An 18,243-nucleotide genomic window follows, 5' to 3' on the forward strand; every position below is an offset into this window, starting at 1 on the left:
AAGCCCGCTATCATGCGGGCTTTTTTCATGAAGGCATCTCGACAAATCTTGCAGATGTCACCCGGCTGTCATTTGGCTCCTGTAAGGCTGACGCCATAAAAAATACATGCCTCGGGTCAGCTTATGCGTATCTCTATCCGTCATCGAATCGGCGTCATCATCCTGGGTGCCGTTCTCGCTGTCGCGGTCACCATCGCGGCGTCCTTCTATGAGCGCATGGCGGTTGCCGAGGTCGAGCAGCAGGTGCGGGACGCCACCACCTTGCAACTGACGGCCGAGCGGTTGGATAAGCGCTTCATCGCGCTGCAGCAGTTGGTCGAGCGTCTGGTCGGCGGTCAGGATGCATCACTGGCTGGTTTGCTGGTCGAGGAAGGCAGTGCGATCGCCGCGACGTTGACGCAGGCGCGCCAGACCAGCAATGGCGAGATCGCACAGCGCTTTGCCATCCTGGAGCAGGAGACGGCGCCGTTGCCGGACATTTACCGGCGCCTGATTGAGACGCGGCAGGCCATCGGTTTCGATAACGACAGCGGCCGGCGCGGCGCGCTGCTGCAGGCCGGCCGCGCTTTCCAAGACAAGCTGGAGGATATTCGCGGCAAAGCGATGGGCATGACCTTCGATATCGCCAATCAGCTTACCATCACCATGCTGCAGATGCGTGGCTTCGAGGTCGCTTACGCGCTGAGTGGCGACCGGCAGGCCTTCGAGGCAGATCTGGACAAGGCGGCGGGTGAATTCGCCTCGACGCTGAAGATGGCGCCATTCTTCGACACGGTGAAGGACGAGGTGCGGAGCCTGCTGACGGCCTATCTGGCGGCGGCAAAGGACTATGGCGTGGCGAGCGAGGCGTTGCGCGGCGCCGAAGTCGAGGCCCGCCGCATCCGCGATACGCTGGCGCCGCAACTGGCTGCCCTGGTCGAGCACGCGGCCGCGACCGAGGCGGCCGAGCGCCGGCGTGCCGACGCGACCCGCAGTCGCATCATCCTGATATCGGCTGGGATCACGGCCGCCATGGTTCTGGCGATCCTGATCGCCAGCATCGTCGTGGCGCGTGGCATCCTGCAGCCGATCCACCGCATGACCGGGGCGATGAACGGGCTTGCCGAGGGCAATCTCGAGATTGCCAGCCCCGATGCGGTGCGACAGGACGAGATCGGCGCCATGGCGCGCGCCTATGAGGTCTTCCGGAGGCGCGAAACCGACCGGCGCAGCATGGCGGCCGAGGAACAGCGGCGCGAACGCGCCCACATGGCCGAGCAGCAGGCGCGGCATCAGCGCGAGGCAGCCATGGCAGCCGAGATCGCGGCGCTGTCGCGCGCGGTGTCCCAGGGCGACCTGACCCAGCGCCTGGAACTGGAGGGCAAGGACGGCGACTTCCGCGAGGTGACGCGCAGTATCAACCAGCTATCCGACACCCTGGAAGCCGTGATCGGCGAATTGTCGGACATGCTGCATGCGCTGGCCGATGGCGATGTGTCGCACCGGATGGACGGCCAGTATGCCGGGGTCTTCGCTGACCTGAAGACCACGGCCAACGGCTTGGCCGGGCGCATGACCGAATTCGCGCAGCGGCTGGGCAGCTCCACCCATGCGGTGCGCGATGCCTCGGGCGAGATCACCGCCGGCGCCGAGGATCTGGCCCATCGCACCGAAAGCCAGGCCGCCAGCCTGGAGGAGACCGCGGCATCGATGCATCAGGTGACGGCAACCGTGAAGCAGAATGCCGAGAATGCCCAGGATGCCGATCGCCTGGCGGCAGCCGCGCGCGGCAATGCCGAGCGCGGCGGCGATGTCGTGGCGCAGGTGGTCGAGGCCATGGCCCGCATTGAGGCGGGCGCGCGCAAGATTTCCGACATCATGGGCCTGATCGACGAGATCGCCTTCCAGACCAACCTGCTGGCGTTGAATGCCGCTGTGGAAGCGGCGCGGGCAGGCGAGGCGGGCAAGGGCTTTGCCGTTGTGGCGCAGGAGGTGCGCGCGCTGGCGCAGCGTTCGGCCAATGCCTCGAAAGAGACCAAGGCACTGATTGCATCTTCCAATGCTGAAGTCCGGACTGGCGCCAATCTTGCCCATGAGGCTGGTGCCAGTCTGGGCGACATCGTGCAGTCGATCCGCCAGGTCTCAGGCATCGTCACCGAGATCGCCGGCGCCTCGGCCGAGCAGGCGCGCGGCCTGGACCAGATCAACGACGCGATCGCCGGCATGGACGACCTGACCCAGCGTAATGCGGCTCTGGTCGAAGAAACTCATGCCTCGGCGCGGGCGCTCAGCAACCAGGCGCGGGAACTGGCGGAGCTGGTCGGCTTCTTCCGCCTCGCGCCGGCGCCGAAGCTGGCGCTTGCCGCGGAGTAGGCGCTACAGCAGCAGCGCGAACAGGCCACCGATCAGAGCGGCGATCAGCCCAAGCCGGGGCAGCCAGCGCGGCACATAGCTCAGCAGCAGAACCAGTACCAGAATCGTCGCGGCGCAGAGCAGCATCCAGGCGACCGCACCGATGCTCCAGCCCTTTGCAGCAGCCGCGACCGGATAGGCGGCGGCTAGCAGCAGCGTGGCGAGGAAGCGCAGCAGGCGGACCGTGCCGGGCTTGAGCCGCGCCATCAGCACCGGACCCTGATGGCGGTCCATGGCGATGCACAGAAGCAGCGCGCCGCAGAAGATCAGCGCGGCTGACAGCACCATCATCACGCGACAGCCTTTGCCGGCAGTGTTGCACCCGCGCGGCGACGCACGACTTTCCGCCAGACCAGCAGGAAGCCGAGCGCTGTAGCGAGAAGTCCGGCATCGAAACCGGCATGCTGCAGGCCCACGGTGATCCAGCCGGCCAACGGCGTGGCGGCGCTGATGATGGCTGCGGCGAGCAGCAGGTCGGCCCAGCCCTGCGCCGGGCGTCGAATGAAGGCGTAAAGCGCGGCGGCGATCCAGACCAGGAAGAAGGCCAGCGCCTCCTTGTCGGCGCGGCCGGCGATGCCGAGCGGCAACAGGCGGTTGGACAGCAGGTAGCCGGCCATGGCAATCGGCAGGCCGAGAATGACAGCGACATTCAGCCGCTCGACCAGGGTGACGCCGAAGCGCGCGGCCTTTGTCTCGGCGCGCTCGCGGCGTTTCACCGCCCAGAGCACCAGGCCGCTGCCCACCATCGCCGTGCCCATCATGCCGCAGAGGAAAAACAGCGCCCGCATGTCGTAACCGCCGAAGCGACCAAGATGCAGCCCGTACAGTACCTGGCGGGTTTGCGAGACCGGCTTGTCCGGACTCATCTCGGTCACCATCGCGCCACTGATGCCGTTGAACTGCATGCCGCGCCGGTCATGATGGATGCGCTGGCCATCGAAGCTCGATATCTCGATTGAGGCATGGGCATCATTGGGGAAGCTGATGGATATCTGCTCCGGCGGCGTCTCGGGCCAGCGTTCGATCGCCGTGGCCAGCATCGGCCCGACCGGCGCCAGTGCGGCGATCTGGCCAGCAGGCCGCGCCGCCACTGGCGCAACACCGAAGACTTCTGCGCTGAAGGCCTGGCGGTCGGCATAGACTGAGGCGACACCGAAGGGCAGGTAGGTGAACATCAGCGTGATCAGACCGGTATAGGTGATGATCAGGTGATACGGCAACGCCAGCACGGCCAGCATGTTGTGGCCGTCGAGCCAGGAACGTTGGGCTGCCTTGCGCGGCCTGAAGGTGAAGAAGTCTGCGAAGATGCGCCGATGGGTGATGATGCCGCTGATGATGGTGACAAACATCACCATGGCGGCGAAGCCGGCGAGCCAGCGCCCGAAGGGGCGCGGCATGTGCAGTTCGAAATGGAAGCGGTAGAAGAACTGGCCGGCATGGGTGGCGCGCGCGGTCACCGGTTCGCCGGTTGCCGGATCGAGCACACGGCTCTGGAAGCTGCGGCCTTCTGGCCAACTGATGCGCAGCGCGGTGTCGCGCGCATCGGGCAGCGAGATGAACCAGCGCGGCGCATTGCCGGCAAGCAGCTGCAATGTGCGCACGGCATTCTCGGCCGCCACGACATTGGAAACCGTCGATACCGGCAGTTCCGGCTGCATCCAGGTCGACATCTCGGGTCGGAAATAACTGGCCGTGCCAGTCAGGAACATGGCAAACAGCAGCCAACCCAGGATGAGCCCGGCCCAGGTATGCAGCCATGCCATAGATTGGCGGAAACCGTCCTTCACGCGCTCCGTCCTCCTGACCTCAGACGAGCCAGCACAGCGCTGCCAGCGGCGCGGCCGTCAGCACCAGACCGCCCCACATGCGCAACAGGCTGATTGGCGAAAAGGCCCAGATGCCCACGCCGGCATAAAGCAGGAAAGCCGACATTGTGGCGGCCTGCAGCGCTTCGGCGCGCTCCAGCGGCAAGGTGCGCGACAGGCCGATGGACGCCAAATGGGCAACGCCATAACCACCGAAGACGGCGGCTATGATGCGCTGGGCTATCCCTAGGCCGTGCCGCAGGCTGGCCGGTATATGCAGTCTCGCGATCGCGATGGGAAGCGCTCCTTACGGGGTGACGAAGGACAGGGTGCTGACATGGCGCAGCTTGCTGTAGGCCTTGCCGTTCCAGTTGCCGGCCGTGTTGTCCTCGACGATCGCTTCCAGCACATACTGACCGGGCCAAGGCGTCTGGATGGTGATCTGGCCATTGGCATCGGTGGTCAGATGCTTGGTCCAGCGCGGCGGGCCGATCACCACCACTTTGGCTTTCTGTGCCGGCTGGCCATTCAGCAGCAGCGTGAAGGTGTTGCCATTGGCGGATATCGGCACCAGTTCGAGCGCCAAGGCGCCACGTGTCTCGCTGCGGCCCGCGCGGGCATGGAACATCGAGGCCGCGCCGCGATCACTGACATAGGTGGCGGTCAGGCGGGCATCGGTGCCGGGCGCGACCGGGAAGGTGAAGAAGCCGTCATTCAGCGTCGCCGGCTTTGGCGGTGCGTTGGGTGTGATCGCCTGCGGGTCGGCAGCGTATTTGGCGAGAAAGTCGCGGCCTTCCTTCAGGTCGTCTTCCCATTCGCCGAAATAGGCTTTCGCTTCCGGTCCGCCGGCCCATTCGGCCCAGACCTGATGGGCCTGGGCGGGAAGAGAACAGGCAAGCAGGAGCAGCATCGAGAGCAGGACACGCATTATCATTCTCCTTACCATTTTGCCTTGATAGCCAGCATCGCGGTGCGCGGTTCGCCATAGAAGTTCTGCCGGCCCGGACCGCTAACTTTTTCAAAGTATTCCTTGTCCAGTAGATTGGTAACGGTGAGGGCCGTGATGATGTTCTCGGTGATCTGATAACCGATGACGGCATTCACCACGGCATGCCCATCCTCTTGGAAACGGAGGTTGCTGCTGTCCGCATAATATTCGCTGACCGCACGCAGGCCGGCGCCGGCAAACCAGCCCTTCAGCACCGGCTCCTGGAAGGTGTATTTGGCCCAGAGGTCGAGGGTGTGCTTCGGCGTATGTGTGGCCTGCGCCTGGATGGCCGCACGATTCAGGAACTCGCTGATGACATAGGAATACCCGGCGAGCAGATCGAGGCCCGGCATGGGCGACCCGCTGATCTCGGCTTCGGCGCCACGGCTTTCGATCTCGCCACCGGCGATCGAGAACAGGTTATTTGTCGGATCGGTGATGGCACGGTTGTTGTCATTGATCTGGAACAGGGCGAAATGGGTGTTGGCTTTGCCATCCGCAAAAGTGCCCTTCACGCCGGTTTCATATTGTTCGCCCGTGCGCGGACCTACGACTGAACCGCTGACTGTCGACTGCGTCTGGGGGCTGAATATCTCGGCATAGGAAGCGTAGACCGAAACCTTATCGTTCAGATCGGCGATCGCGCCGGCATAGGGCGTGACCTTACCGCTCATGGAGTCGCTTGAGGTTTGCCGGCCATTCACCAGGTTGTAGCCCTGAGTGTTGTAGTGGCTGACGCGTGCGCCGCCGATCAGCGTGGCCCAGCTAAGAGGTTTGATTCGCAACTGACCATAGGTGCCGAATTGCTCTTGGTCAGTCAGCGTCTGTGACGTCATGGCGACGTCAATGACGGGAACATTGTGAATCGGATTGTAGATATTGGTGACGATATTGGTGCCAGTGCCCGACAGGCCACGGTTCTGGTACTGACGATAGTCAGTGCCAACTGTGACGGTATGGGTCAGGCCCCACATCTCGACGGGCGTGGTGGCATAGGCGTCCAGTGACAGGTCCTGACGGCTCAGATCGTATTTCGCCGGCGCCATATTCAGCGCGCCGGTGGTTAGATTGATGGTTCCGTTGGCGCGATAGCCGTTGTAAAGCATCGCGCGATCAAAGTGGTGCATGCTGATTTTGGCGCTGCCGCCATTGCTGAAGCGATGCTCCACGTCGGCAAAGATATCCTTCGTCTGGGTATCGAGCTGATTCCAGTTCGCGCCGATGAAGGTCGAACGCCTGACGCGCGGTAGGCTGCCATCGGAGAAGGAGGGCAGGCCTTGATCAAGTACCGAGTCAACCTCCTGATTGGTGCCGCCAAAAGAGAAGGTTGTGTCAGGTGTCAGATCGACTTCGATTGTTCCGTACAGGAATTTCTTGTGTGAGGTCAGCTGATCCACAAAAGAATCCCGCTCGTCATTCACCGCCACGGCCCGGGCACGCACCCGGCCGTTTTCAATGAGTTTGCTGGTGACATCAGCTTCAGAGCGATAGGTCTCCCAGGAGCCGACGGTGAAGCCGCCGCCATAGGAAAGGTCGGGCAGGGCGCGTTTGCGCACCATGTTGACGACGCCGGACGGTTCGCCCGATCCCTGGAACAGGCCGGCCGGTCCGCGCAGCACTTCAATGCGGTCATACATCGAAGTATCCATGCCGGTGGCGAGGTTCCCACTGGTCGACATGTTCACGCCATCCAGCATCACGTTGTCCACGTCAAAGCCGCGCGCCTGGATGGTGTTGAAATTTCCCGCGCCATCAAATCGTGTGACGCTCATGCCGGTGGTCTGCTTCATCGCACCGTCCAGCGTGGTGATGTTCTGGTCATCCATGCGCTGCCGTGTCACCACCGAGACCGATTGCGGCACGTCGCGGATGGCCGTCGCGCCTTTGCCGCCAACAGTCGCAACATCGGCGGTGTAGGAGCGCGACCCTTCGGTGCGGGCGATATCGTTGGTGCCGCGAATGCCTTCCACCGCAATGGCGGGCAGGACATCGGCGGAGCCGGAGCGGGGCATCTCGACCAGCGTAACGGTATTTGCGTCAGTGAAGCGGTGCATCAGGCCGCTGCCGTCCAGCAGGCGCTGTAGGGCCTGGTCGGGCGTGAAGCTGCCACGCAGGCCGGCGGAGGTCTTGCTGCCGACGATGGCGGGGTCATAAGCGAGCTGCAGACGGGCCTGCCGACCGAGGACGGCGAGCGCCGAAGCGAGAGAGCCGGCAGGAATCTCAAAGGCGATGGTGGCAGGCGCCACCTGGGCGACGGCCGGCTGGACAATGATGTCGCAGAGCGCAGTGCTGGCCAGCAGAATGGCCAGCATGCCGCCGGTGCAGGAATGGATTTTCGACATGAACTCGCCCCCAAGGCCTTGGTGCAAACGGTTTCTGATCCGCGCCGCGTTGGTTTTTGCGACGCATTTGCACCCTCAAGGACGGGCGAGAGGTTCGGGCTTTAACAGGGAAGATGAAAAAACTTTGGGGACGCCGCTCAGATCCGGATTTCAGACCATATCGAGCAGGGCCAGCCAGGGCGTGACGGTGCGGACGCGCCCGCCGAAAGGTTGCAGCATGGCGCGTAGCGCTGCCTCGGGTTGCGTCAGGTCGAAGACGCCGCTCACCGGGCGTTCGCCCAGCGTCTGGTCCAGCACCATGACGCGGCCGCGATGCCAGCGCGCGATTTCAGCGGCCACGACACGAACCGGCCGCCGTTCCACTGTCAGGATCCCGTCGCGCCACTGACCGACGCGACGCGGCTCACCCTGGCCAACATCGGTCTGCAGGCCATGCAGCGACAGCCAGTCGCCGGCCTGCAGCATCCTGTCGCCGGCCATGCCGGTTGTTCTGATCTCCACGGATCCTTGTTCGACTGCGACAAAGGCATCGGCGTCATCGCTGCGCAGTTCAAATCGTCCCGCCGGCGTGCTGGCCTTGATGCCGCCGGCGCGCACTGTGTAGGGTTTGCCGGCAGTCAGCAGTTCGAAGACGGCAAAGCCCTGCAGCAGTTCGAGGCTGTGCAGGTTTTCCTTCGTTGCGCGCAGCGCCGTGCGCGGGCCAAGCGTGATGCGGTTCCCGTCGGGCAGATCGATACTCAGAATTTCCGCCGTGCTGGTGACGTGGTCGCCGCTCAGCCATTGCTGCATCGCCGGCAGCAGGGCAAGACCGGTCAGGCCGGCCGCCACTGCGGCCCCGCCGCCGGCGACGATCTGGCGACGCGACAACCCTCGGCGGTCATCGGCAGAGGCAACGGTCGCTGGCCAGGCATGGCGACGGGCAGGAAGCGCGCCGCTCAGTTGCCATAGACGTTCGGCTTCCCGGAACAGCGCGGCATGGCGTGGATCGGCGGCACACCAGGCGTCGGCCTGGGCACGCACCATCGGCGTGCCGAGCGGAACCGATGGCTGGGCGTGGATGGCCAGCACGTATTCCATCGCGGTACGCCAGAGGGCGTCGTCGCGCGGATTGGTCGGATGCTGGTCCTGGGCGGTCATTGCGTCTGGCGGGTGGTCAAGGCGGGATCGTTGTGAAGGTCTCGCCTATAGGACGTTTGGAAACGGCAAAATTATACTCCGTTATCACTTTTATTTTCACCGGGCTCGGCTGCGGCTGCATCCAGCGCCGGGCGCAGGCGTGCATAAGCCTCGTGGATCATGCGCCAGACCAGGGTGGTCGACACGCCCATGCGGCGGGCGATCTCGGGCTGGCTCAGGCCGCCGAGGCGGTGCATCTCGAAGGCGATACGCGTGCGTTCGGGCAGGGTGTTTAGAATGGCAATGGCGCGGGCCAGGTCTTCACGATCGGCAAGCACGGTCTCGGCGCTGGGCGCAGGATCGACGATGACCGACAGGACCGCAGCCGGATCGTCGACGACGCGGGCCACGCGTTCATGGCGCGCGATGTCGCGGGCGAGGTTGGCCGCCGTGGTGAACAGCACGGCGCGTGGGTCGCGGATATCGGTATTGGCCGGCTGGCGCATCAGCCGCACGAAGGCTTCCTGGGCCACGTCTTCGGCTTGCGCGGGGGTGATCCGGCGACGCAGGAAGCGCAGCAGGTCTCGGCCGTGGCGGCGGAACAGCAGATCGATGTCGAGGGTAAGCACGTCGGACCGGTAAAGGAGGATGGCCGATCTTATCAATAATGCGAATAAGTCGCAATTACTGAGCCTAGCTGCGTATGCAGATGTCCGCACTTGCCTGCGCGAAAATGTTTCCCATATGTACCTATTGGCCCGCTGATTGGATTGACAGGCTTCTGTCCGGGCGAACCGGAACGAACTCAACCGAACCGGAATGAACCGAAACGAACGCAAACGAAGCCAAACGAACGAGAACGAAGCCAAACGAACTCAAACGAATGCGCCGCGATCAGCCCGACTGCAGATACTGGATCGCGGCATCGCGCTCGAACAGATAGAGCAGGGTCAGCAGCGCCTTGCCGCGGTCGCTGGCCAGTTTCGGGTCGCGTTCCAGGATCAGTTTGGCGTCGTCGCGTGCAGCCGCCAGCAGGTCGCCATGGGCGGCCAGGTCGGCGACACGGAACTCGGGCAGGCCGCTCTGACGGGTGCCCAGCACTTCGCCGGCGCCCCGCAGCCTTAAGTCTTCCTCGGCAATACGGAAGCCATCATCGGTCTCGCGAATGATCTTGAGCCGCGCCTTGGCGGTCTCGCCCAACGGGCCGGAATAGACCAGCAGGCAGGCGCCGGGCTTGCCGCCGCGTCCGACACGACCACGCAGCTGGTGCAGCTGGGCCAGGCCGAAGCGCTCGGCATGTTCGATGATGATCAGGGTGGCCTCGGGCACGTCGACGCCAACCTCGATGACCGTGGTGGCGACCAGCAGCTTGGAGCGGCCGGCGGCAAAAGCCTCCATCGCCGCATCTTTCTCTGCAGGGCTCATTTTACCATGAACGAGTCCGATGCTGCCCTCGCCAAGTTCGGGCTCCAGGGCCAGCTTCAGCGCCGAGTGACGCTCGGCCGCGGCGGCAAGATCGAGCTGCTCGTTTTCCTCGACCAGCGGGCAGACCCAGTAGACGCGCTCGCCGGCGGCGATTTTCCTTTTCGCGGCGGCGACCACATCCTGGTAACGGTCGGCGGCGATGGTGCGGGTATCGACCGGCGTGCGGCCCGGCGGCTTCTCGGTCAGCAGCGAGATGTCCATGTCGCCATAGGCTGTCAGCGACAGCGTGCGCGGGATTGGCGTCGCCGTCATCACCAGCACATCGACGCCGCCCTTGTCGCGCTGGCCTTTCGCGGCCAGGCCCAGGCGCTGGCTGACGCCGAAGCGGTGCTGCTCATCAATTACGGCCAAGGCCAGATCGTTGAACACCACATCATCCTGGAACAGCGCATGCGTGCCGATCAGGATATTGATCTCGCCGCTGGCCAGTTTCTCCAGCAAAGCCGTGCGTGGCTTGCCTTTATCGCGTCCGGTCAGCAGCGCCAGTGTCAGGCCGAGTTGTTCCGCGTAGGGCCGCAGCGTCTCGGCATGCTGGCGGGCCAGGATTTCTGTCGGTGCCATCAGCGCGGCCTGTGCCTTGGCCTCGACGGCCAGCAGCATGGCATTCAGCGCCACCATGGTCTTGCCACTGCCGACATCGCCCTGGAGCAGCCGCAGCATGCGCTTCCCCGACGCCATGTCGCCGGCGATCTCGGCATTGGCCAGCTTCTGCGCATTGGTCAGCGGCCAGGGCAACAGCTTTTCGAGTTTGTCGCGCAAGGAGCCGTCGCCAATCAGCGGCCGGCCCGACAGTCGCTTCAGCCGCCGCCGGATCAGCAGCAGCGCCAGCTGGTTGGACAGCAGCTCATCAAACGCCAACCGCTGTCGCGCCTTGGTGAAAGGCTCCAGGTCATCGGCGCCTTCGGGGCGATGCGCGGTCAGCAGCGCCTCGCGCCAGGCCGGCCAGCCTTCGCGTTTCTGATAGGCAGGATCGAGCCATTCGGGCAGGTCCATTACGCGGGCCAGCGCGCCGTCGATGATCTTGCCCAGCGTGCGCGGCATCACGCCGGCGGTGAGCGGATAGACCGGCTCGACGGCGGCCATCTGCTCGAGTTCCTCTTCGGTGCCAAAGCGGTCGGGATGCGTCATTTGCACCTGGCCATCGAACAGTTCGATCGTGCCGCTGACCACGCGCGTCTCGCCCTCGGGCAGGCTACGCTTGAGGAAGTCTTCACGGCCGTTGAAGAAGACCAGCGTCAACCGGCCGCTGCCGTCATGGCCGACCACCTTGTAGGGCAGGCGCGGCGTGCGCGGCGGCAGGTGCTTGTCGATGGTCAGGCGTATCGTGGCGATGCGGCCGGGCTCGGCCTCGGCAATGGAGGGACGATAGCGTCGGTCGATCAGGCCGCTGGGCAGGTGCCACCACAGATCCGCCACGCGGCCGCCACCGACCAGCTTTTCCACCAGCGGGGCGAGCTTCGGGCCACAGCCTTTCAGGCTGGTGATCGGCGCGAAGGCGGGAAACAGCGATTCCGGGCGCATGGGGCGGGAAATTTCTTGGGAAACCTTGAGAATCTACAGCTTCGCGTACTATATCCTGCCCACGTTCCGGAAACACCCCCACAGGGGCTCAACTAGGGCAGGTCATGGCCGAGGATATCGAAATCCGCCGCAAGCGTCTGCTGCACCGCAGCCTCTATACCGGCATGAAGGAAGTCGACATCCTGCTGGGCAGCTTCGCGCGCCGGCACCTGCCGACCTTCACCGAGGTCGAGCTCGACCAGTACGAAGCCCTGCTGGAGAATTACGATGATCCCCAGATCTATGCCTGGGCCATTGGCCGCGATCCGGTGCCCAAGCATCTGGATACCGGCGTGATGAAGCTGCTGAAAGCCTACAAGCTGCCGCTTTGAACCGATGAGTTTCGTGCTTCCAGATATCCTGAGTCGCAAAGGCCGCTGGGCCTTGGCCGGCGTGCCGGAGGGGCAGGACGCGCGCCTGCTGATCGCGCTTGCCGCGCGACAGAAGGGGCAGGGCGTGCTGCATGTCTGCCGTGACGACGCGCGCATGGCGACCCTGGAAGCGGCGCTGAAATTCTTTGCCCCCGATCTCCCGGTGCTGGTGTTGCCGGCCTGGGACTGCCAGCCCTATGACCGCGTGTCACCCAATGCCGAGATCGCTGCGCGGCGCATGGACACGCTCAACCGGCTGGCAGGCGAACGTCCCGATCTGCCCTGGCTGATGCTGACCACGGTGAACGCGGCGTTGCAGCGTCTGCCGCAGCCAGACTGGTTCGCTGGCACGGGCTTCCAAGCCGCCAAGGGCAGCCGCATCAGGCCGGAAAGCCTGATCGAATATTTAAGCCGCAACGGCTATAGCCGCGTTTCCACTGTGAATGAGTCCGGCGAGTATGCCGTGCGCGGCGGCCTGGTCGACCTGTTTCCGCCGGGCAGCGATGCGCCGTATCGCCTGGACTTCTTCGGCGACGAGGTTGAGAACATCCGCCGCTTTGATCCGGCCAATCAGCGTACCATTGACACGGTGAGCGCCCTGTCGCTGACCGCGATGAGTGAAGTGCCGCTCGATCCCGAGTCCATCGCGCGCTTCCGCGGTGGCTATCGCGAGTTGTTCGGCACGGTGACCAAGGAGGACCCGCTGTATGAAGCGGTGTCGGCTGGCCGTCGGCAGATCGGCATGGAGCATTGGTTGCCGCTGTTCTTTGAACAGTTGGGTACGGTCTTTGATTACGTACCGCAGGCGACCGTGTTGCTGGATCACCTGGCCGGCGATGCGGTGGACGAACGTTTTAAGGCGATTGCCGATCATTACGACGCTCGTCGCGCCGCGATGAAGCGCGGGTTGGAAGAGGGCGGTGCGCCCTACAAGCCGCTGCCGCCCGACAGGCTGTACCTGACCGCCGGCGAATGGACGGCGCGATTGGAACGCCGTGCCGTCGGCATGTTGTATCCCTTCGATGCCGTTGGCGGCCCTGATGTGAGCGTGGTCGATCTGGGCGGCCGGCCGGGTCGCGACTTCGCGCCAGAACGCACGCAGGCGGCGCAGGCCGCCGAGAAAAAGGCCGCGGTCGTCAGCGTCTATGACGCGCTGGGCGGCCATCTGGCCAAGCAGGTGACAGCGGGTAAACGCGTGCTGTTCGCCACATTCTCCATCGGTGCGCGCGACCGTCTGGCGCTGGTGCTCAAGGACCATGGGCTGCCGGCGCCGCAGCCGATCGAACAGGCGAGCGAGATCGAAGGTCTGGCCCGCAGCGTGCCGGCCATTGCCGTGCTGCCGCTGGAGCATGGCTTCGAAGCGAAAGATATCTGCGTTGTCGCCGAACAGGACATCCTGGGCGACCGTCTGGTGCGGCCGCGGCAGAAGAAGCGCCGGGCCGAGAATTTCATCGCCGAAGCCAGCGCGCTGCAGCCCGGCGATTTTGTCGTGCACATCGACCACGGCATCGGCCAGTACAAAGATCTGGTGACGCTGGACGTGGCTGGCGCACCGCATGACTGCCTGCTGCTGCATTACGATGGCGGCGACCGGCTGTATCTGCCGGTCGAGAATATCGAGATGCTATCGCGCTATGGCTCGCCCGACGCGGAAGTGACGCTCGACAAGCTGGGCGGCGTCGGCTGGCAGAACCGCAAGGCGCGCATGAAGCAGCGCCTGAAGGACATGGCCGGCGAGCTTATGAAGGTGGCTGCCGAGCGTGAATTGCGGCAGGGCGAGCGGGTGCTGCCGCCGGACGGGCTTTACGAGGAATTCTGCGCGCGCTTCCCCTATGAGGAAACCGAGGACCAGGATCGCGCCATCGGTGAGGTCCTGGATGATCTGGCCAGCGGCAAGCCGATGGATCGTCTGATCTGCGGCGATGTCGGCTTCGGAAAGACGGAAGTGGCGATCCGTGCGGCCTTCGCCGCCGCCATGTCGGGCCAGCAGGTGGCGCTGATCTGTCCGACCACGCTGCTCTGTCGTCAGCATTACCGCACCTTCTTCCAGCGCTTCCGCGGCTTGCCGCTGCGTATCGAGCAACTGTCGCGCATGGTCACGGCCAAGTCGGCGGCGGAGACCAAGAAGGGCCTGACCGATGGTACGGTCGATATCGTGATCGGCACGCATGCACTGCTGTCCAAGAGCATCGACTTCAAACGTCTGGGCCTGCTGATCATCGATGAGGAGCAGCATTTTGGCGTCAAGCACAAGGAGCGCCTGAAGCAGCTCAAGGCCGAGGTGCACGTGCTGACCATGTCGGCAACGCCGATCCCGCGCACGCTGCAGCTGGCGCTGTCTGGCGTGCGCGAGCTCAGCCTGATCGCTACGCCGCCGGTCGACCGCCTGGCGGTGCGCACATTTGTCACGCCTTTCGATCCTGTGGTGATCCGCGAGGCGCTGCTGCGCGAGCATTTCCGTGGCGGGCAGAGTTTCTTCGTGTGTCCGCGCATCGAATTCCTCGATACCGCAATGGCTTTCATTCGTGACCATGTGCCGGAACTGAAGGCCGTGGTGGCGCATGGCCAACTGGCGCCGACCGAACTGGACGATGTGATGAACGCCTTCTACGACCGGCGTTACGATGTGCTGGTGGCGACCAATATTGTGGAAAGCGGCCTCGATATTCCATCCGCCAACACGCTGGTGGTCTATCGCGCGGACCTGTTCGGCCTGGCGCAGATGTACCAGTTGCGTGGCCGCGTCGGTCGCTCGAAACTGCGCGCCTATTCCTATTTCACCTACCAGGGCGGCCGGCTGCTCAACACCTCGGCCGAACAGCGCCTCCGCGTTCTGCAGAGCCTGGACACGCTGGGAGCGGGCTTCACGCTCGCGTCGCACGATCTCGACCTGCGCGGCGCCGGCAATCTGCTGGGGGAAGAGCAGTCCGGGCATATCCGCGAGGTTGGCTTCGAGCTGTATCAGGAGATGCTGCAGGAGGCGATTGTGGCTGCTCGCGCCACGGCACGCGGCGAGAAGAGTGGCTCAGGTGAGAAGTGGTCGCCGCAGATCCAGATCGGTACGGCCGTGCTGATCCCGGAAAGCTATGTCGCTGACCTGAACCTGCGCATGCAGCTCTATCGTCGCGTGGCCGATCTGGAGAATCGCGCCGATATCGATGGCTTTGCCGCAGAGCTGATCGACCGGTTCGGGCCGCTGCCCGAGGAGGTTCATCATCTGCTCGATATCGTGGCGATCAAGAAGCATTGCCACGACGCCAATATCCTGAAGATCGAGGCCGGCCCGAAGGGCGCCACGCTGACTTTCCGCGACAATACCTTCGTCGATCCGGCCGGGTTGGTGATGTTCATCCAGTCTGAACGCGGCAAGGCGAAGCTGCGGCCTGATCACAAGGTGGTGCTGATGCACGACTGGCCCGAGCCGGAGGATCGCCTGAAAGGCGTGCTGCATATCGCGTCCCGGCTGGCCGAAATCGCGGGCAAGGCGAAGAAGAAAGTCGCCTAGGAAGCGGGTTGCCCGAGCGGGCGTTCGGACTTGTAGGGCGGGAAGCTCTGGCCGGCGCCGATATAGGCGACATTGCCATCCAAATCGAACAGCGGTACAGCCACCACTTCCAGCAGCCAGTCCTGGGCTAAGGTGCGCGCCTTCACATGGCCATAGACCGGCATGGCGGCGTGATGGACCATCGTGGCACCCTTGAGCAGGAATGGTCGCCAGGCAGGATCAGGGTGTTCATCAAGCCATTTGCCGGTGAGTTCATGGCCCAAGCGTTCGACAATATCCGTGCCGACCAGGCGATAGCGGAAGCGCAGGGGGTCGGCATGCACTTCGAGCAGGGACAGCGATCCCAGTAGGAAGCGCAGGCGCAGCGGATCGAGGAATTCCTTGCCGGGCATCTGGCCAGCGGCGCGTGTATCGAACCACAGCTGCAGGAACTGCCGCACATTGGAATCCTGCACGCTGTCTGCATCAGCGGCGAAACCAAGGCTGGGCATCCCCTGTGGTATTGTGGTGGAGCTTTCAACGTTCATGGTCAGTCCCCGGCGGCCTCATCGACCGGTTCTGCGGCGACCTTGTCAATCACCTGCAGCAGGGTGTCGGCGGGCTGTGCACCCGAGACGCCATATTTGCGCTCGAAGATGAAGAAGGGCACGCCGGTGATTCCGAGCTCGCGGGCCATCATGTCCTCGGACTGGATGACATCAGCATCGCGGCCTTCATCCAGCAGCTGCTTGACCAGCGCGCCATCCATGCCTTCGGCGGCAGCGGCATCGGCCAGCACCTGATGGTCACCGATATTGCGGCCCTCAAGGAAATACAGGCGGAAGAGGCGTTCCTTCAATTCGTTCTGCACACCCGACGCCAGCGACCAGCGCAGCACGCTATGGGCGGCCAGCGTATTGGGTGTGCGCTTGATGCCGTCGAAATCGAAGGCGATGCCTTCCTTGGCACCTTCGGCGGAGACGCGGGCATAGATTTCCTTGGCGCGGGCCGGCCCGCCGAACTTGTTTTCCAGATAGCTCTTGCGGTCGACACCCTCGCGCGGCATGTCGGGGTTGAGCTGGAAGGGCCGCCAGCCGATCTCGAACTGCATGTCCGGCCGTTTGGCCAGGGCCTGTTCGAGACGGCGCTTGCCGATGAAGCACCAGGGGCAGATGACGTCGGACACGATTTCGATGCGCATGGCCCAACGGTAGCGCAGGCCCGCGGGCCAGACCAGTCCCTGGCGGGTGGGGGCTTGACCGGATGGCGGGGACAACCCAGCATCCAAGCCTAGGAAAAGACCGGAGGATTCGATGAGCCAGGGAACCAGCCTGACGGGCAAGGTAGCGGTTGTGACGGGGGCCAGCAGCGGGCTGGGCGAGCGGTTTGCCGAGCTCCTGAGCGCTGCCGGGGCCACGGTTGTGCTGGCGGCGCGCCGGACCGAGAGGCTCGCGGCCCTGGCTGAGCGGCTGGAGAAGGCCGGGGGCAAGGCTGCCATCGTGAAGCTGGATGTGAACGACCATGCCAATATCCAGGCGGCCTTTGCCGAGGTGGCCGCCAAGTTCGGCGGCGTCGACATCCTGATCAACAATTCCGGCGTCAGCAGCCAGGGCAAGATCGTCGATGTCACGCCCGAAGATTTCGACTTCGCCATGAACACCAACGCCAAGGGCGCCTTCTTCGTGGCGCAGGCGGCGGCGAAAGACATGATCGCCAAGAAGAAAGCCGGCCGGATCATCAACATCGCTTCGGTTGCCGGCCTGAAGGTGCTGAGCCAGCTTTCAGTCTACTGCATGTCGAAGGCGGCCGTGGTGCATATGACCAAGGCGATGGCGCTGGAATGGGGCCGCTACGGGATCAACGTGAATGCGATCTGTCCCGGCTATATCGAGACCGAGATCAACCGCGACCACTGGCAGACGCCAGGCGGCCAGAAGCTGATCGAGATGCTGCCGCGCCGCCGGGTCGGCGACGTCAAGGACCTGGACGGCCTGATCATGCTACTGTCCTCCGACGAGGCGCGCTTTATCAATGGTGCGATCATTGCCGCTGATGACGGTCTGACTGTAACCTAGCGGCAGAAGACATGAGGGCCGCGTGAGCATACCGGAAACGGAAAAGCCGAAAATCCTGGTGCTGTTTGCGCATCCGTATCCGCATCTGTCGCGCGCCAACCGCGCCATGGCCGATGCCGCCCGGGAGTTGACACATGTCACGCTCCACGACCTTTACGAGATCTATCCTGATTTCCATATCGACGTGAAACGGGAGCAGGCGCTGCTGACCGACCATGACGTGGTTGTGATGCAGCATCCGTTCTACTGGTATTCCTGTCCGTCGCTGCTGAAGGAATGGATGGACTCCGTGCTTGAGTATGGCTGGGCCTATGGCACCGGAGGCGATGCGTTGCGCGGCAAGGATCTGGTGCAGGCGGTATCCACCGGCGGACCGGACGAAGCTTATCAGGCTGGCGGCTATAACGGCGTCACCATGGCCGAACTGCTGCGGCCCTTCGAACGCTCGGCCACGCTCTGCGGTATGACCTATCGCGAACCTTTCCTGTTGCAGGGCGTGCGACTGAAAAAGCAGATCGAGGTCGAGGCTCATGCCGTGGCCTATCGCGACTGGCTGAATGTCTATCCGCATCCCAAGGCCGCCGGGGCCTGCCTGCAGCCGGCCGTGCCGGCCATCGACCGCTAGG

General features: G+C 64.0%; 15 protein-coding genes. 5 read left to right on the forward strand and 10 right to left on the reverse strand.

Features of this window, described 5'->3' with window-relative positions:
- Window positions 1–123 precede the first annotated feature (123 nt).
- Window positions 124–2,352, forward strand: coding sequence for a methyl-accepting chemotaxis protein (locus AC1RRT_RS17810; RefSeq protein ID WP_493015225.1), 2,229 nt, complete (start codon window positions 124–126; stop codon window positions 2,350–2,352).
- Window positions 2,353–2,355: 3 nt separating this feature from the next.
- Here AC1RRT_RS17810 and AC1RRT_RS17815 read toward each other — a convergent pair whose 3' ends face one another.
- The 8 genes from AC1RRT_RS17815 to recG all read right to left on the reverse strand — a co-directional run bounded on the left by AC1RRT_RS17815 (window position 2,356) and on the right by recG (window position 11,648).
- A complete protein-coding gene (locus AC1RRT_RS17815) occupies window positions 2,356–2,682 on the reverse strand; it encodes a DUF3325 domain-containing protein (RefSeq protein ID WP_493015226.1) in 327 nt (108 codons plus the stop codon).
- Window positions 2,682–4,178 (reverse strand): PepSY-associated TM helix domain-containing protein, encoded by a 1,497-nt coding sequence (locus AC1RRT_RS17820; RefSeq protein ID WP_493015227.1) that lies wholly within the window; start codon window positions 4,176–4,178, stop codon window positions 2,682–2,684. Before AC1RRT_RS17820 ends, AC1RRT_RS17815 begins: the two co-directional genes overlap by 1 nt.
- Before the next feature lie 19 nt (window positions 4,179–4,197).
- Window positions 4,198–4,389 (reverse strand): hypothetical protein, encoded by a 192-nt coding sequence (locus AC1RRT_RS17825; protein WP_493015228.1) that lies wholly within the window; start codon window positions 4,387–4,389, stop codon window positions 4,198–4,200.
- A gap of 114 nt (window positions 4,390–4,503) precedes the next feature.
- Complete coding sequence (locus tag AC1RRT_RS17830; protein WP_493015229.1) at window positions 4,504–5,124, reverse strand: DUF4198 domain-containing protein; 621 nt, start codon at window positions 5,122–5,124, stop codon at window positions 4,504–4,506.
- Between the two features lie 11 nt (window positions 5,125–5,135).
- Window positions 5,136–7,526, reverse strand: a complete 2,391-nt coding sequence (locus tag AC1RRT_RS17835; RefSeq protein WP_493015230.1) for a TonB-dependent siderophore receptor — start codon at window positions 7,524–7,526, stop codon at window positions 5,136–5,138.
- 150 nt (window positions 7,527–7,676) lie between these two features.
- On the reverse strand, window positions 7,677–8,663 hold the full coding sequence (locus tag AC1RRT_RS17840) for a FecR family protein (protein WP_493015231.1): 987 nt from the start codon (window positions 8,661–8,663) through the stop codon (window positions 7,677–7,679).
- Between the two features lie 71 nt (window positions 8,664–8,734).
- On the reverse strand, window positions 8,735–9,271 hold the full coding sequence (locus AC1RRT_RS17845; protein ID WP_493015232.1) for an RNA polymerase sigma factor: 537 nt from the start codon (window positions 9,269–9,271) through the stop codon (window positions 8,735–8,737).
- A 265-nt stretch (window positions 9,272–9,536) separates the two neighbouring features.
- Window positions 9,537–11,648, reverse strand: a complete 2,112-nt coding sequence (gene recG, locus AC1RRT_RS17850) for an ATP-dependent DNA helicase RecG (RefSeq protein ID WP_493015233.1) — start codon at window positions 11,646–11,648, stop codon at window positions 9,537–9,539.
- Between the two features lie 104 nt (window positions 11,649–11,752).
- On the opposite strand from recG, the gene AC1RRT_RS17855 reads away from it, so the two are divergent.
- The gene (locus AC1RRT_RS17855; protein WP_493015234.1) at window positions 11,753–12,019 is read left to right on the forward strand and encodes an FAD assembly factor SdhE; all 267 of its coding nucleotides are present in this window, start codon (window positions 11,753–11,755) and stop codon (window positions 12,017–12,019) included.
- A gap of 4 nt (window positions 12,020–12,023) precedes the next feature.
- Entirely contained in the window at window positions 12,024–15,563 is a 3,540-nt protein-coding gene (gene mfd, locus AC1RRT_RS17860) for a transcription-repair coupling factor (protein ID WP_493015235.1), read from the forward strand.
- Here the strand turns inward: mfd and AC1RRT_RS17865 are convergent.
- Window positions 15,560–16,090: a PAS domain-containing protein gene (locus AC1RRT_RS17865; RefSeq protein ID WP_493015236.1), complete on the reverse strand. Its 531-nt coding sequence runs from the start codon at window positions 16,088–16,090 to the stop codon at window positions 15,560–15,562. The genes mfd and AC1RRT_RS17865 overlap by 4 nt on opposite strands.
- A 2-nt stretch (window positions 16,091–16,092) precedes the next feature.
- Window positions 16,093–16,728, reverse strand: a complete 636-nt coding sequence (locus AC1RRT_RS17870) for a DsbA family oxidoreductase (protein ID WP_493015237.1) — start codon at window positions 16,726–16,728, stop codon at window positions 16,093–16,095.
- Window positions 16,729–16,855: 127 nt separating this feature from the next.
- Here AC1RRT_RS17870 and AC1RRT_RS17875 point away from each other — a divergent pair, with 127 nt between their 5' ends.
- Both AC1RRT_RS17875 and kefF read left to right on the forward strand, forming a co-directional pair.
- Complete coding sequence (locus tag AC1RRT_RS17875; protein ID WP_493015238.1) at window positions 16,856–17,617, forward strand: SDR family oxidoreductase; 762 nt, start codon at window positions 16,856–16,858, stop codon at window positions 17,615–17,617.
- A gap of 22 nt (window positions 17,618–17,639) precedes the next feature.
- Window positions 17,640–18,242 (forward strand): glutathione-regulated potassium-efflux system oxidoreductase KefF, encoded by a 603-nt coding sequence (gene kefF / locus AC1RRT_RS17880; protein WP_493015239.1) that lies wholly within the window; start codon window positions 17,640–17,642, stop codon window positions 18,240–18,242.
- Window position 18,243: the final 1 nt, after the last annotated feature.

This window comes from Ferrovibrio sp. GW821-FHT12B10 (genome assembly GCF_058807515.1).